Origin of the sequence: Soonwooa sp. (assembly GCF_030151385.1) — a bacterium.
Classification (GTDB): domain Bacteria; phylum Bacteroidota; class Bacteroidia; order Flavobacteriales; family Weeksellaceae; genus Soonwooa.
Window position 1 is genome coordinate 1 of sequence record NZ_JASLDS010000032.1, and the last position, 16,632, is coordinate 16,632.

The 16,632-nt window shown below is 35.6% G+C and carries 14 protein-coding genes; 5 read left to right on the forward strand and 9 right to left on the reverse strand.

What is annotated here, in order from left to right; genetic code table 11:
- Positions 1-222: 222 nt before the first annotated feature.
- Complete coding sequence (locus Q1V95_RS05670) at positions 223-1,119, forward strand: hypothetical protein (protein WP_300671431.1); 897 nt, start codon at positions 223-225, stop codon at positions 1,117-1,119.
- Between the two features lie 38 nt (positions 1,120-1,157).
- Here the strand turns inward: Q1V95_RS05670 and Q1V95_RS05675 are convergent, their stop codons facing one another.
- A complete protein-coding gene (locus Q1V95_RS05675; RefSeq protein WP_300671433.1) occupies positions 1,158-2,543 on the reverse strand; it encodes a hypothetical protein in 1,386 nt (461 codons plus the stop codon).
- 172 nt (positions 2,544-2,715) lie between these two features.
- Here Q1V95_RS05675 and Q1V95_RS05680 point away from each other — a divergent pair, with 172 nt between their 5' ends.
- The 4 genes from Q1V95_RS05680 to Q1V95_RS05695 all read left to right on the forward strand — a co-directional run bounded on the left by Q1V95_RS05680 (position 2,716) and on the right by Q1V95_RS05695 (position 7,001).
- A complete protein-coding gene (locus Q1V95_RS05680; RefSeq protein ID WP_300671436.1) occupies positions 2,716-4,344 on the forward strand; it encodes a T9SS type A sorting domain-containing protein in 1,629 nt (542 codons plus the stop codon).
- 245 nt (positions 4,345-4,589) lie between these two features.
- The gene (gene pncB / locus Q1V95_RS05685; RefSeq protein WP_300671439.1) at positions 4,590-5,768 is read left to right on the forward strand and encodes a nicotinate phosphoribosyltransferase; all 1,179 of its coding nucleotides are present in this window, start codon (positions 4,590-4,592) and stop codon (positions 5,766-5,768) included.
- Between the two features lie 195 nt (positions 5,769-5,963).
- A complete protein-coding gene (locus Q1V95_RS05690; protein WP_300671442.1) occupies positions 5,964-6,419 on the forward strand; it encodes a YciI family protein in 456 nt (151 codons plus the stop codon).
- A gap of 3 nt (positions 6,420-6,422) precedes the next feature.
- On the forward strand, positions 6,423-7,001 hold the full coding sequence (locus Q1V95_RS05695) for a DUF1572 domain-containing protein (protein ID WP_300671444.1): 579 nt from the start codon (positions 6,423-6,425) through the stop codon (positions 6,999-7,001).
- A 69-nt stretch (positions 7,002-7,070) separates the two neighbouring features.
- On the opposite strand, the gene Q1V95_RS05700 is transcribed toward Q1V95_RS05695, so the two are convergent.
- The 8 genes from Q1V95_RS05700 to Q1V95_RS05735 form a co-directional block, all read right to left on the reverse strand.
- On the reverse strand, positions 7,071-7,625 hold the full coding sequence (locus Q1V95_RS05700) for a DUF4252 domain-containing protein (protein WP_300671447.1): 555 nt from the start codon (positions 7,623-7,625) through the stop codon (positions 7,071-7,073).
- 62 nt (positions 7,626-7,687) lie between these two features.
- Positions 7,688-8,959 carry a DUF4252 domain-containing protein gene (locus Q1V95_RS05705; RefSeq protein ID WP_300671450.1) on the reverse strand — a complete coding sequence of 424 codons (1,272 nt, stop codon included), beginning with the start codon at positions 8,957-8,959 and terminating at the stop codon, positions 7,688-7,690.
- Positions 8,960-8,969: 10 nt separating this feature from the next.
- A complete protein-coding gene (locus Q1V95_RS05710) occupies positions 8,970-9,731 on the reverse strand; it encodes a hypothetical protein (RefSeq protein ID WP_300671454.1) in 762 nt (253 codons plus the stop codon).
- Entirely contained in the window at positions 9,697-10,215 is a 519-nt protein-coding gene (locus Q1V95_RS05715; protein ID WP_300671456.1) for a sigma-70 family RNA polymerase sigma factor, read from the reverse strand. The genes Q1V95_RS05710 and Q1V95_RS05715 overlap by 35 nt, the downstream gene beginning before the upstream one ends.
- 202 nt (positions 10,216-10,417) lie before the next feature.
- Entirely contained in the window at positions 10,418-11,851 is a 1,434-nt protein-coding gene (locus tag Q1V95_RS05720; protein ID WP_300671459.1) for a SusD/RagB family nutrient-binding outer membrane lipoprotein, read from the reverse strand.
- Between the two features lie 12 nt (positions 11,852-11,863).
- Complete coding sequence (locus Q1V95_RS05725) at positions 11,864-14,848, reverse strand: SusC/RagA family TonB-linked outer membrane protein (protein WP_300671462.1); 2,985 nt, start codon at positions 14,846-14,848, stop codon at positions 11,864-11,866.
- Between the two features lie 398 nt (positions 14,849-15,246).
- Positions 15,247-16,407 carry a GlmU family protein gene (locus tag Q1V95_RS05730; protein WP_300671464.1) on the reverse strand — a complete coding sequence of 387 codons (1,161 nt, stop codon included), beginning with the start codon at positions 16,405-16,407 and terminating at the stop codon, positions 15,247-15,249.
- 142 nt (positions 16,408-16,549) lie between these two features.
- Positions 16,550-16,632 (reverse strand): 50S ribosomal protein L31 (locus tag Q1V95_RS05735; protein WP_300671467.1); only part of this gene is annotated, 83 nt, incomplete at its 5' end.

Sequence of the window (16,632 nt, forward strand, 5' to 3'; positions counted from 1 at the left end):
AGCCGATTTGCTCTTCTTGGCAAGCGTGGCTCTTCCTTTTCTTACTAATTGTTGAATAGTAGGCATTTAATTGCTTTTATTTTATAATTCAGGGTGCAAAAGTAATGATATTTTTTTAATTTACAATAGCTTACACAAAAATTTAATATTCTTTCTGATTAAAAATCATTTGTTTACATCATCAACATTAGATATTTTTGCGACAACCAATTTTAAAATTTAATGATGAAGAAAATTTACTTAATAGCAAGCTTTCTAATAGCTGGTTTTGGTTTTGCCCAAATAAACAAAGACATCAAAACTGGTATTATCACCACTGTGACCAATGAAAAAATTGCAGCAACTGACATTACTTGGGATAAAAATGGAAAAGCAAGTTTCCTAAACGCAGCCAACAAACAAATGGAAGATCTTTACGAAAACTCCATTAAGTCTATTGATGCAACCGACACTTCATCCGAAAGCTTTGTTAACATTACCAAGGAAAAACCATTAGATCCTTCCGTTAAAAAAGTGGTTGATGATGGACTATATCGTCCAATGTTGCCAGAAGGCATCTATGTGACTAAACAAGAATTTCTTGATAAAACACCTTCGCAAAAGAAAAATTTATCAAAGCGAGGACTTTATGGTTTCGAAAAACCTGTATTGGAAGACGCCGATCAAATTTGTTTTTTCTTCGATGAAAAGGAATCAAAACTAAAAAATGTTTTTGCAGTCGTACAAAATGGTATTCTTTATTTTAACATTAAAGCAATTCTCGATGTTAAAAACAGAAACAAAAATGACGGATCCCAAGACAGCGACAATCCAAATTCTTTCGCACGTGCTACAATGGGCGGAAATAATTATTACTACTCCGAAATTAATGTTGGAAATGTTTGGACAAAAGGACTTGGCTATGGTATAGGCGGTGGTGTAGGATCAACAATTGCGAGTTCCGCGAATGATTACAAAGGTGTTGTTTGGGATTCAGCGAATCAAGAATTTAATATTTTTAAAAACTGTAAAGATTACAACGACTTTATCAAAGATAAATCACCAGAAGACGTACAGGTTTGCAAAACCAATCAACCTGACAACTTGCAAGTAAGGAAAGCTATTGAAAAAATTAAATAAACAAAAAAACGGATGAAAAATAATTCATCCGTTTTTGTTTATTTTTTGTTGAGATTCAATTTTATTTCTGAAGTATAGAGCACTTTTGACTTATCGGTTTTAATTGTATCGTACTTCAACCATTTTATCTTTGGGTTAATCGTTCCAGCGATTGATTGTTTCGTATCACCAATCTGCCCATTGGTATGTCTGTATTGGAAAGATTTATTAATAATAGGAATCGTATAAGTCGTTAACGCATTCTCACCTCTTTCATCATTAAACATATATTTTTTAGAACTAAACTTTGACATTTGCGGTTCAATTTCTTTTCGATTTTCAAAGTAAATCTCAGGACGTTTTGAAAAATACAGAACACCAAAACAGAAAAAGAATAAGGAAAGTCTAAAGATTGTTTTATCGGAAGTGTTAGTTCTGAAATAAATAATAAGAAAAGAGAAAAACAAACACACGTTAACAGCAGCTTGCATTCTCGTGTTCATCTCTTCAATCTGTTGCACAAGACCAGAACCAAATAAACAAATCGCATACACGCCAGCAATTGTCCAAAGCATCAAATGGAAATTAGATTCAGCGCCAGCTTTTGCTTTTTTAAAATATTTAAGAAAGTAAACAAAAATCGCAATATCCACTCCCATCATTAAAAATTGAAAACCGATACTGACAAAACTATTAGAAGAAGGCTTTAGACCAATATATGGATTAATGGAATTAACTGTTCCTAAAAAATCCCGCAAGACATTCATTTTTAAAATCGCATGAGGTTGTCCTCGTAGATCCTCACCAGTGAAACTTCCAAAAGTGAAATAATTAAAGGCCAAATAGCCTGCGATTCCCAAACCAGAAATTAAGAGAAACAAAAACATGGATCTGAATTGTTTTCTTTCCTGAGGTTTAAAAAACATAAAAATACTGAAAAGCCCTATTCCTAAAAAAACATAAATCCCCGAATATCTTGTTGCAAACATCAATATCATTATTAGGGAAGCTCCCAAAATATCCTTTACAGAATAAGAATCTGTGCAAAGTACTTGATATAAAAAATACAACATAAAGTACATCAAGAAAAGAAAAGGTCCCTCCGAAATAGCAATTGAAAAAACAAACAATAAAGTTTTCCCCATAAATAATAGTACCGTCTCTTTGAAGAAGAACTTCTTAAAATACGAGAATACAAAAACGACAATCAACATTGTCACATGCAAAAACTTGTAAGCCCAAAAATAATCTTTAAAAATTTCGAAAAAAGCTCGTAAAAATGCTGGATAACCTAAAGGAAACAAATCTGTAACTGGCTTTGGAAGATCTGTTGCAATTTCAAAATAAGACAAACTATCTGCAAACACACCTCCAGTTGGCAAAATAAAACTTTGTCCAAAATTAACAAGAACGACAACTATTGCCAGAATAATGTATTTATTCATAATTATATCTAAACTTCAATAATCAGCAATATTAAGAAAATTTTAAGAAAAACAAGAATACACAATTACAAGCTTATCTTAATGTCATTTACTCAACCCAATTTGATGGATTTTCAAAAAAAAAAATCAAGTAATACTTTTTAAATATATATTTGCAGAAAACATTTAGCTTTTGAAAAAATCTCTACTCTTTTTACTGATTTCCAATTTTATATGGGCACAATGGAGCATTTCTAACGCAGAAAGAAGTGCGCTTATCAACTTGTACAATAGTTCCAATGGACCAACTTGGAATCGTACTTGGGACTTGTCAAAAGATCCACGTACTTGGTTTGGGGTAACCGTAAAAAATGGTGACGTCGTACAGATTGCTCTTAACAACAATGCACTCAAAGGCGTTTTCCCTTCCAATCTTGCCTTGTTTACTAAACTTCAAAAACTAGATTTAGGTAATAACGAACTCAATGGAGAAGTAGCACCTAGCCTAGCGAGTTTGACGACTTTAACTGTTTTGGATATTTCCAATAACAGATTAAGTGGTGATCCTACATCACGTCTATCAAGCTTAAGCAATTTGGAAGATCTTAGCATTGGGGGCAACCTTTTTGAAATTTCGGATGTTAATGCAACGCTTCAAAATCTCCCAAAACTAAAATCTTTAAACATTTCGCAACTACAATTAACCGAAGTTCCAGCGAAAATATCATCTTTCACCAAATTACAACAGCTAGACCTTAGTAACAATCAAATTGTTTCTGGTTTCAATAGATTGGCTCCATTGGCATTGTTACAAGAGCTTAATCTGTCAAACAACAATCTTACGAGCATTCCAGTAGAAGTTGCATCAATGCAAAAACTAATTAAACTTAATCTTAGTCATAATAACATTTCTAACTTTAATAACCTTGGCAATGCACAAGCTTTGGAACAACTAAATCTTGCTGATAATAAACTTGACCAAATCCCAAGCAAGATTACAACCTTACCAAATTTGTTAAACCTAAACCTGAATCAAAATAAAATACAAGCTGGATTTTCAAGTCTAACACAATTAAAAAATCTACAACAACTTTCAATTGACGAGAACGAAATAAGAGGCGGTTTCCCGTCAGAACTTCTTAACATGCCAAAATTATTAATGTTATCTCTTCGCGACAATCATTTAGCAGGTGAGATTCCAGCAAAGCTTCCTCCTATTTGCGATCTCAGTAACAACAGATATAATAAGCTAGCAATTCAAAGGCAGTTTATGAGCTCATCGTTTAATTATGACAGCTTTTACTATTCGCCGCAACGCTATGACAGTGGTGTTGACGAAGTCTTAGGTGTGCTTGGTCAACCAGCTACTCTATTTCAATCTTTGTCAGGTCCAGATTACACTTTCTCTTGGTACAAAAACTTGGACGAAAATATGAATATCGGCACCGAAAATCTTTTCTTCAATGAGGTTAAACCTGAGGATTATGGCTTTTACACTGTCGAAGCTTATACCTATTCCAAGATTTTTGATAAAGTTTTGCAACTGTCGCTTTTCCGCGAACCAATTAAATTAACCAACAAATTAGGCGTCGAAGATCCATCGAAATTCATTAAGATTTTCCCGAATCCAACAACCGATTTTATCAACATTCTTGCAACCAACAAAAAGGTCGAGAAGGTTAATATTTATGATTTAAGTGGCAAGCAAGTGATGTCCTCTTCGGCAACCAGAATCAATGTATCACGACTTCCAGCAGGCGTATATATGCTAAACATCAAAACAGATGATGGCATCAAAAACTTCAAATTTATTAAGCAATAATTAAATTTACTAAGCATAAATTTTTCAGGAGCATGGCGATTTGTCATGCTTTTGACTTTTCCACCCGCTGTCCGCTGTATCTTTAGGTTTGGCGCTCGGACGGCTCTGCTACGCTCCGCCGCCTCACGCCAACCCCAAAGGATGCCGCTTCCATCGGGGCTAAGATTGAAGATTTTCCATTCTTTTGGCTATTAATAATATCCCGTAAAACGATAATTCATTAGATTTGTATAAAACAAGCTTTTATGCAAAATATAAGACTAAGATCAATCCTAGATAACGACTTCTACAAGATAACGATGCAAAATGCCGTTGTCAAACTCTTCACCAACGAAATCGTAAAATACGAATTCATCAATCGTGGACAACACAGCTTTCCCGAAGACTTCGCCACAGAACTCCGAAATGCTGTCAACGATATGGCGACACTAAAACTTACAAAAGATGAAAAAGCCTATCTCCGCAAAACTTGTCCTTATCTTAGTCTACCCTATCTTGACTTTCTAGAAGGTTATCAATATGATCCAAGTGAAGTAAAAATAGAACAAAATGGCAACGAACTAAAAGTAACCGTCGAAGGATATTGGTACAGAACGATACTTTGGGAAGTTCCTTTGTTATCATTAATTAGCGAACTTCATTATGAGATGAACCATCTCGAAAGACAATCCAACCAAGAAGTCATCGAAAAAACCGTCGAAAAAGGAAAACACCTAACAGAACTTGGCGTTTCCTTTGCGGAGTTCGGAACACGCAGAAGACATTCTTATCACGTACACAACTTGGTGATGGAAGCTCTTTTGCAAGATAAAAATTCAACATTTATTGGAACATCGAATGTGCATTTTGCCATGAAATTCAATGTAAAACCGATTGGTACCCACGCTCACGAATGGTTTATGTTCCATGCGGCAGAATTCGGTTTCAAAATGGCAAATTCTTTAGCCTTAGAACATTGGATTGATGTTTATCGTGGTGATTTGGGTGTTGCATTGTCCGACACTTATACGACTGATGTTTTCTTCCAGCAATTTGACAAAAAGTTTTCAAAACTGTTTGATGGTGTACGTCACGACAGCGGCGACCCAATAGAATTTGCGGAGAAAACAATTGCTCACTATCAATCTTTAGGTATTAACCCGCTTTTCAAATACATTATTTTCTCGGATGGTCTTAACCTCGAAAAGGTGGACGAAATTACAAAAGCTTGCCGTGGAAAAATCGGAATTTCTTTTGGGATTGGCACTAACCTTACCAACGATGTCGGTCTACAACCCATGAACATCGTTATGAAGCTCATCGGTGTGCAAGCACCAAATAAAGAGTGGATACCAACCGTAAAACTTTCCGACGAACGCGGAAAATATACTGGCGACCCCAAAATGATAGAACTAGCAAAAGAGTTTCTTAGAATCAAAGAATAATTATCCCACAGTCCGCGTGAGGGCGAAGCGCATTGTCGGAGCTCGTTGAGCTAGAGGTGGCAGCAGAGCGAAGCGAAGGCTGCCGCCTCCAGCTCAACAGCGACTGCGCGGAGACCGACCCGAAGGAAGAAATGGCGCGCGAGCGTAGCGAGCGCATAATTTCCGAATGAGGGGCACGCCCAAAAAAATAAAACTATGAAAACATTATTGACAAATTTGCTGCTTCTATGTTGTATAAGTTTTGCTTTTGCACAAAACAAAAATTATGATAAAAAACTCGCAGATTCGCTGGGAGCCGACAAATACGGCATGCGTCCTTATGTGATTGTTATGCTTAAAACGGGAACTGCGAAAATTGACGACAAAGCGAAAATGACAGCATTGATGCGTGGACACATGACCAACATTCAGAAGTTGGCAAAAGAAGGCAAGCTGGCAATTGCGGGACCTTTCTTTGACAAAAATGAAAGAGATTATCGCGGAATGTTTATCTTTAATGTGAAAACTTTGGAAGAGGCAGAAAATCTTGTAAAAACGGACCCTGCAGTTACAGCAGGCGTTTTCGCATACGAAAGTTTCACTTGGTATGGTTCGGCAGCGCTACCAATGTTTATGAAATATCACGAAAAAATTTCACTCGAAAACCCGTAAATCATGGAAAGTAATTATCTAGAAAGTGTTAAAAAACAATTTGAATATTACAGAAGTCTTGGCGACAAAACTTTTGCGCAACTTCCGGACGAAGCTTTGTTTTGGCAGTACAACGAAGAAAGCAACAGCATTGCCATTATTGTAAAACATCTTTGGGGAAATATGTTGTCGCGTTGGACAGATTTTTTGACAACTGACGGCGAAAAAGATAGTCGTAATCGTGATTCGGAGTTTGAAAATGATGTTAAATCTCGCGCCGATCTATTAGAAAAATGGAATGCTGGCTGGGATTGCTTTTTTGAAGCCCTGAATAGTTTGAAAGAGACTGACTTACAAACAATAATCTATATTAGGAATCAAGGCCATACCATTCTTGAGGCAATCAACAGACAATTGGCGCATTATCCTTATCATGTTGGACAAATCGTTTTTATCGGAAAAATGATTAGCGACCACAATTGGAAAAGTCTTTCGATTCCGAGAGGAAATTCCAAAGTTTTTAATGATGAAAAATTCGCGCAAGAAAAACACCGCGAACATTTCACAGATGAAACACTTAACAAACCTGAGGAAAACAAATAACAAAAAACACTCGAAGATTCGAGTGTTTTTTAATTGAAAAATATAGTTTTGAGTGAAAAATGTTCTGTGTTAAGATTTCTGATTGGCGATTTTCAATTTTGAGTTTTTGAAGTTTACCTTAATGTTAGAATTTTGTCCTGCTTCAACCAATCTCGAAATATCATCAGACGTGAATTTCCCGGTGATATCAACAAAAACTGCTTCGCTATTTTGAGAGTTTACAACAATCATTAATTTGTTAATGGTATCATCAGTCTGTTGCGCATTGATGTTGATAATGTCGCCCTCATTACGAATCGAAGCCCACTCTTGAAACTTTTCATCATTAAGGTAATTCGAAAATTCGGACATCATTTTTGGATTCATATTTTCTGAAACCATCAATCGAATTTTAGAAACCTTTTTAACCAAATTGATAACTTCTTCGTTGTCGCCGTCGGACTTCAATTGATTTTTAAGATAAGCTTTCGCCAAAAAAGTCGGAACATTGATGCTCATGTAATTGGCTTGACTTTTATATTGTGGCGCTTTGAAAAACTCCACAGATGGTTTTTGCGAAATGAGACAAGATTGTAAGCTAAGCAATCCAAAAGTCATTGCAACAAGGAATATATATTTTTTCATGGTATAATATTTTATTTAAAATTTAAAAATGTTTTCGAATATGATTTGGTGAAATGCAGATTCTAGTTAACTTGGCTAATACTTGCTCCTGTAATTTTTTTGACATCTGTTACAATATTGGTAGGATTCCCTCTATATTGTATCGAAGCTGCAGATGATACTTGCGCTGTCAACGAATCGCTAACCGCCATCTTTATGCTACTTCCAGAAGATGCACTTACTGTCGCTTTTTTAGTATTAAAATCAAGTCCATCCAAAGCAGCTCCACTTGACACGCTGTAGGCAACAGTGTCGGCATTACCTTTTAGTCTTACAAAAGATCCGCTACCAACATCTAAAGCCAACATATTTGTCTTTAAATCCATTCTGATGTTAGAACCAGAACTTGCTTGTAAGGCTGACGAAGACGAAATCTCAAACTTACCATCAATACGCGATCCAGAAGTTGCTTCAACTGCTAAAGCACGATCTGTAATGGTATTCATCGCTTGGAAGCTCGCACCAGATTTTGTAACGATACGATTCATTTTTGGAGCCGAAACAACTACCGTAAGGTTTTTGATGTTTAAATTTTTAACACCATTATTTCTGATAAACACTTTTAGAACACCATTTTCAACTTCGGTAACAATATATTTCAATTTGTCTGCATCGACATTGACTACCACCGATTGATTGGCAGCTTGTGTAAATTTAACATCAACACCTGTCGACACTTCGATGCCATCAAAGTTTGCAACTTTTCTTTCGCTTTTATAATTCTCTTCTGACGTAGAATTAATACTCGAAATTGGGTTAAGCGCTGTTACATTTTTTGTTTCTTCAATAAGTTTTGAAACGTCGTCCATAGAAAGTTTCCCGTCCAACATCATCAAAATTGTGTTGCCCTCTGTCGAAATGTTAAGCAACAAATCATCTAGCATTCCGCCTTTGGCATCTGATGCTAAAAATTTAATCTTACCATCGCGATTATTAACGGTCATTAATTCTTGATAATTCATCGCGTTGACTGCTTTCATAATATCGGCTTTTTGCTTCTCGTAATTCTGAAGCGGGATTTTATTCTCTGCTGCTAGATTATCTGGAAAAGTAGGTTTTTCCATAATCATAATATTCAGACCTTGGATTTTGCTCAAAAGAGGTTTGATCTTGTTAAGCTCCGAGTCGCCAATATTAAGCTTATTAAGCATACCGAACATTGGTTTCGCAATCTTAATTGTTGTAACACCTGGCGCATCTTGGTACTGTGTAAACAACTGGTCTAGCTTCTCGCTCTGCCCAAAAATACTGGTCGATAAGAAAACGAGTACGAATAATATTGATAGTTTTTTCATTGTTTTAAGATTATTTAAAATCTGTAGATAATTTTTTTACACTTTGTGCTTGGTCAACAGTTTGGCTAACATTACTTGCAAGATAGTTAAAAGCATCTTCTGTAAGCGCTAAAGCTTCTTGCTCGTTGTAGACTGGTTTTCCGTTGATCATCACATAATTTGGGTTGTAGGCCATATCGCTCTTAGAAGTGCTTCTTGCCTGATTATTTTTTGCCGGGTGCGATGCTTCAGGTTTTGACGTTGTTGTCGCCACATGATGCGCCTTTGGGGTCTTTGTTTCAATTGTTGTATTTCCTGAGTTTGTTGGCTCTGTTGCTTGCTTCGTAGGTTCTTCAGTTGGTTGAGATTCTACACCTTCTTCTGTTGTTGGTATTTGGGTTTCTACAGGTTCTGTATCTTGTTTAACAACGCTTTTAAGAGGTTTGTTAAAATCGCCACTTTCTTCGTTAACAAAAAGATAACCTCCCAAAACACCCATAAACATTACCAAACTTGCGGCCATCCAGTAATTCTTCAAACCGCTTCCAAATTTTGGTTTTGCTGTAACTAACGGAATAATTGGCGTTGTGTCTTCAACTTGCTTTTCTTCCGCAGCTTCTACTTTCGATAAAAAACTATCGAAATCCATCATCATCTTTTCCTGTTTTTCTTCTCTTAGAAAAGAAAAATAAGGATCGTCGCTTTCTTGTTTCAGAAGTCGTTCTTCTTCGGGTGACAGCTCCTCACCTTGAAAGAATTTAGACTCCCAATCCTTGTATTTGTCGGTTTTCATACGCGTAAAGTTTATTAATGGCTTCTCTCACCTTCTGACGGGCCCGCATCAGGTTTATTCTCACTGCATTTTCCTCCATTTCGAGAATCCCGGCGATCTCGGAAATTTCGTATTCCTCTACATCTTTAAGGTGGATAACCATCTTTTGTTTTTCGGGCAAATCATTGATAAACTTCAAGATTTGCTCTTTCAAATTATTGGTTTCTATTTGATAAAGCTCGGATCTTCCATATTCCATTTGTGCGAAATTCTGTTTAACATCATGGTGCTTCAGCCGGTTGAGGCACTCATTTTTCACACATCTTAATACATAAGATTTAAGATTATCTATAGAAAGTAATTCTTCTTTTTTCTGCCAAAACTTCATCAACAATTCCATCGTTACATCTTCGGCTTCGTCGGCGCTCATAACAAACCGCTTCGCAAAACGATACATCTCATCCTTGAGTGTATATATCGATTCTTGAAATACTTCTTTAGTCATGTTATGTTTGCCGGTTTATAAGTAAGACACCTGTGATTACAAAAATATTACATTTAAAATAAAAAAAATACAATCAAAAATTTAACTAGTTGATTTTCAGTAAGAAAAAAATAAAAAAAAGAGCAATAATACTAAGTACTATTGCTCAAAAATTTAATTGATAAGAAATTAAAAGATGGAAAAATTCATTTCCAACGTAATTTTAATATTTGTCCCAGAATAATTTAGTTGTTACAGCATCACCGCCAATCTTCGCAGCAGCAGCAGTTACATTGCCTTTATTAAGAGTATATTCTTGATCTGAATAAATCATTCTCACTGGAACACCTGCTACATTTGAATTTGGTGGATTAACCAATGAAGGCGTGTCTAATCTTCTTACAAAATTCCATGCTGCAAATGCTCTGTTATACATTGCTACCCAAGCTTCTTCTCCAATAGATTTCTTCCAATTGCTTGCATTGTATGGATTAGCCGCAAGATATGTATCGGCTGCTGCCGTTGTTAATCCATATTCTGTCATCGATTCTGTTACTGCAGCATTGTAGAATGAAGCGTCTGTCCCACCTACATTAAATCCTCTTGCTGCAGCTTCTGCTTTCATAAACAGCACTTCAGAATAGCTCAGTAAGTTACTCGGTGTTGTTGGCTTTTTAAAGCTATCTGCAACGTGAGAGTAGTTAGCATATGGATTACCTGATGCAGATCCATAAATCCCTCCGATAAACTGTCCGTTTTTCTTTGTAAACCATACATCTCTTCGTGGATCTACTTTAGTATTCATCATATTTATCAAAACATCAGAAGGAACAAAATCATCACGACCAGACGCTGCTAGATTGTCATATACAGGATTAGTAAACGTCATCCCATCATAAACAAATGAGTAAGAATCTGCTGTTGCTGTCATTACTCCTGATGTAATAGCCTCTTCAGCTAATTGTTTTGCTTTTACGGGATCTACATCTGATAAATTAAGCGCTAATCTTAGTTTGATAGAGTTTGCCAATTTTTTCCATTTGGTCATATCGCCTTTGTAAGCAATATCATTATTCTCGTAACCTTTCGCTGATGTATTAATCTTAGTAAGCGCAAAATCAATTCGTTTTACTAGATCATTGTATATAGATCTAGCATCATCATATTTAGGTGCAAAACCATTATCGGTCGCTTTTAATGCATCAGTATAAGGTACATCTCCCCAAGTATCCACTACGTTTTCCCAAACAAAAATTTGCGAAATTTCATTAGTAGCCCATTTGTTGCTAGCAACAATAGGATCATTGACTTCCGATGCTAGTGCAGCCTGTGCCTTTGCAAAATTATTAAGACTGTACACATACATTCTTTGAAAATGTCCTCTTGGCTGTGCACGTGTAATAAGATTGTAATTCATCTCATCAACATAAGTCGTTTCTGCCCATTGCTGAGTGAAAAACCTGTAATTGTTGAAGTTAACACTCGGGTTGTCTATATAATAAAACTCTTGGTATTGCCCCATTGATAACAGAACTCCAGAAGTTAAGTTAGATGGATGCTTTTCGTCATTATTTAGAAGTGTCGTATCTCTCTCACAAGATGTGAGAGTTGTTATAGCTATTGTTAGGCCTAGAATGGCTTTAAAAATATTTTTCATTGTACTATTAATTTAGAATTTGAATGTCACATTAATTCCTATATCTCTTGTGGTAGGTAATGAACCAATAGAATAGCCATAGCCTCTAATACCACCTCCTAGTGTAGATTCAGGATCCGCATAAGGTAAGTTTTTATGAATTATCCAAAGGTTTCTTCCAACTATTGAGATTTTTGCTTCATTTATAAATGTACCTTGTAAAAGCGTTTTTGGAAGTGCATAACCAATGCTAGCCTCTCTCAGTTTTACAAAAGAGCCATCATACACGTAGTCAATTGTTGGTCTTTTCTGATAACCAAGGTTTCCATTAACGGAAGCATCAATTGCAACTGTGTTTGGTTGACCATTTTGCGTTACACCAGGTAAAACAACTTTTGCAGTACGATAGTCACCTTGCGCTGTATCCACATACAAACCAGTTGATGAGGCGTAATACATATCGGTTGAGAAGATATCACCACCTTTTCTAACATCAATTAAGAAGGACAAACTCACCCCCTTATATGTAAATGAATTTCGAACACCACCTATCCAATCTGGAGTTGTGTTACCAATAATTTGGTTACCATTAAGTTTGTAAAAACCTTTTGCGTCAACAATTTTATTTCCATTATTGTCATAAGTATAATCACTACCTCTAATAGTTCCCCATTTTTCACCTTCCGTTGCATTAACAGATGCACCACCTTGAATACTCGTTAGTAAATAATTACTAACATCACTAGTAGCATTATGCAATAGTTCTATAACTTTATTCTCATTTTTCGACCAGTTGATGTCCATATTCCAACTAAAGTTGTCTGTTTTTATAGGAACTAAACCAAGTTGTACTTCAACCCCTTTGTTATCAATCTGTCCAGCATTAACCATAGCAAAATTAAGCCCTGATCCTGCCGAAATTGGTAATTGTAGAATCTGATCAAATGTTTTAGTTTTATAAAACGCAGCATCTAAGCTAATTCTACCTTTTAAAAACTGCACCTCTGTTCCAAATTCAAACTCCTTAGATCGTTGTGGTTTTAGATTTGGGTTCGGAAGTATTGTTTGACTATTTTGCATAACAATATTGTTGTTAAACAAACCTGCATACGAATAATAGAACTGCAATTGGTAAGGGTCTGCGGTTCCTCCAACTTCGGCATAATTGGCGCGTACTTTCCAAAAACTTAACCATGATGGCTTGATAAATTCTGATAAGATAAATGAACCTGTAAATGATGGATATGTATATACATTATTTCCTTTTGGTAATGTAGAACTGTTATCCACTCTAAAAGTAGCATCTAGGTAAAAGAATTTATAAAAATCAAAAGAAGTCGTTGCATAAGCACTTGATGTCACAGTTGAATATACATTTTCATCTGGCGGTAAGATTGGTGCTTTCGAGTTAGCTAAAGCATATAATCCTGGAGTTTCTAGTCCACCTTCGGTTGATGCATAAATCGAGTTATAGTAATTTCTACGAACATTACCACCTACAATCCCGCTTACATTGATATCTTTGGTAATATCAAATTTATAATTTAAGAATAAATCATAGTTAGCCTCTGAAGTAATCAAATTTTGTCTGCTAAATCCAGCTGAAACAACCTTTTGTGATGCACCAAAAGCTTTAGGAACTGAGTTGGGAGCAAGTCTATTCTCGAATATCGTACTAGCGTTATCATAAGAAACTTTCCCAGTTAGGATAAAGTTCTTATTAAAATCATAACTAATTTGAGCGTAAGAAAAGCTTCTTGTTCTGTCATCTGTACCGTAGCTTTGGTATCGTTGGTAGTAAGGGTTATTCCAATATGCTGTAATAGGATTAGTAGCGCCTTTAAGATTCCATGACTTGTTAAGTTCTCCACTACGATAATAAGCATCTCTAACATCTGTAATATCCACGTTAGTCTGCCACCATTGTCTGAATCCTCCTACAAGGTTCCCTGTATAATTCGCATCATTACGCCCTCTTGTTTGTTGCATAACTAAGGTTGAGTAAACAGTAGCATGTAACTTGTCTGTAAGGTCATAATTAATTTTAGTTGATAATGTATTTTTTCTTAAATCCGAATTAGGCATCAAGCCATTTGATAACATATTGTCATAAGACAACATAAAGTTATTACCTTTTTTCCCCTTTTCTAAAGATATACTATTAACGTAAGTTACAGGCGTTTCGAAAAAATCGATTGGTCCATGTTTAGCAGCAACATAAGGCGTTGCTTTTTTATAGTTTTTAGAAGTCGGATCAAAAGAATCCCACTGATAAACTAAAAGATTAGGATTAAACTCTGGTCCCCAAGAAGCATCATCTCCTAAGTTAACATATGGCGTACCATCAGCAGCTGTCTCTTTAAATTTCATTGCGTATCCAGCACCATATCGAGTTTGATATTTTGGAAATGTAGACTTATCAATAAAACCAGCCTGTATAGAACTGGATAAGGTTACACCCCAACTTGTATCATTTCCACCTTTACCATTTTTTGTAGTTATAACAATAACCCCATTAAGACCACGCTCTCCATAAAGAGCCGATGCAGCAGCACCTTTCAGAATATTTACAGACGCAATATCATCTTGGTTGATATCGGAAAGTAAATTCCCCATATCTTGGTTGGTTCTTGTATCATAAGTTGAGGAATTATTAACTGGCGAGCCATCTATTACAATAAGTGGATTAGCACCTCCTAAACTTTTAATTCCTCTAATAACTAAATTAGAAGATCCTCCAAAATTACTATTTGTATTTACCTGTAGACCAGCAACTTTACCGGAAAGTTGGGATGCAATGTTACCGGTATTGGTTGTACCGTCAAAAAGTTTATCGGCCTTAACCTCCTGCGAAGCGTAGCCTAGTGACTTTTTCTCTCTTTTGATTCCAAGAGCTGTAACAACAACTCCTTCGATACTCGTCGTTTTAGCACTATCTTGCTTTTTTACTTGCGCGTTGAGCACAGCACAGGAAGATGACAAAACAATAGCCAAAACAGTATTTGTTATTTTCTTCATACTTAGTTAATATTAATGTTACTTGCACAAATATGTACAATATTCTTAATAAAACAATAAAGAAAGTTAAAATTTGTTAATTTACATCGTTAAAAACACCATAACAACCTGTTAATCAGCGATTAAAAATATATTAAATTTTAATTAAATTTACATTTTTTAACACAATTAAAACAATAAATCAACAAAACAACCACCAAATACCGACTAAAATAGACGTATAGTTTCGATTTTAATAAATATTGTCTATAAAATTTAACATACACTTGTCTTCATTGACCAAATCCATTTCACGCTGCACTATCACTTTTCGCAAACTTGGAAAGATTTTCAGATTTCTAACGAATAAAAAAAGCGTCTAAATAAATTTAAACGCTTGATTTTCAGTAAAATAAATTTTAATAATTTTCGTAAATAAAATTTAATATATGTTTATCCTCATCCGTTAAAGCCACTTTGCGTCGTTCCATTACTTTTTCGCAAACTTCATAAGCTTTTCCGATTTTGAATTTCTCATCGCCTTTCATACCACCCCAACTGAAATTCTCTACCAAGTTTGGCGGAAATCCAGATTTGAAAATATTAGCAGCAACACCAACCACAGTTCCCGTATTTAGTTGTGTATTAATTGCTGTTTTAGAATGATCTCCCATAACCAAGCCACAGAACTGAAGCCCCGTATCTTCAAAACGTTTGGATTTGTAGTTCCAAAGCTTAACAGAAGCGTAATTATTTTTAAGATTGGAAGAATTGGTATCAGCGCCAAGATTACACCATTCGCCAATCACCGAATTACCAACAAATCCGTCGTGTCCTTTGTTCGAAAATCCAAAAACCACAATATTGTTAACTTCACCACCGACTTTGGAATGCGGACCAATGGTTGTTGGTCCATAGATTTTTGCACCGAGATTAAACTTAGAATGTTCGCACAAAGCAATTGGTCCACGCAGGTTGCAACCTTCCATAACCTCAGCATCTTTGCCGATATAGATTTTACCAGTTTTACAATTAATTGTTGCAAACTCTAGCACAGCACCTTCTTCTATAAACAAATCTTTTTTGTCACCTAAAAATCCACATGTTGAGGATAAGTCTTGCGATGTGCGGCCTTTCGTCAACAATTCAAAATCGAAATCGATGGCTTTGTCATTGTACGAAAACAAATCCGTAGGTTTTTTGAAAAACAAAATTTCTTCTGTAACATCGCTCATTTTCTCAATCTGATTCAAGGAGAAGTTTTCCATATTAATGTTAGCCACCAGCAGCTCGTTGTCATACACTAGCGCTTCGCCAGCTTTCAAGTCTTTAATCTGTTGTAAAAGACTTTCTGATGGCAAGAAATTCGGAACAATAAAAAGACTTTGTCCAGCAGCAGGTTTTTTAAATTTTTCTTGTAGAAAATCTTCGGTGATGTAATAGCTAGACTCAATTTCCAAAAGCTTTTTCCAACGTTCCGAAAAAGTCAAAATCCCAACGCGTATTTCTGCGACTGGTCGTGTAAAAGAAAGTGGAAGAAAATCTTCCCAATATTGTGCGTCCGAAAATACAAGTTGCATCTGTGTAATTTTTGATAGTTGATTTATGATTTTCTAAAAACTCAAAACTTAAGTTTAATAAAAATCTTAACGAAAGCAAATTTAACAAAAAAAGCTTCCGGAAAATCCGAAAGCTTTTATATTTTGCGTTAATTCTCTAAAATTATTTAGCGAATTTTTTGTACTTGTTCATGAACTTATCAACACGTCCTGCAGTATCAACTAACTTAGTTTTACCTGTGTAGA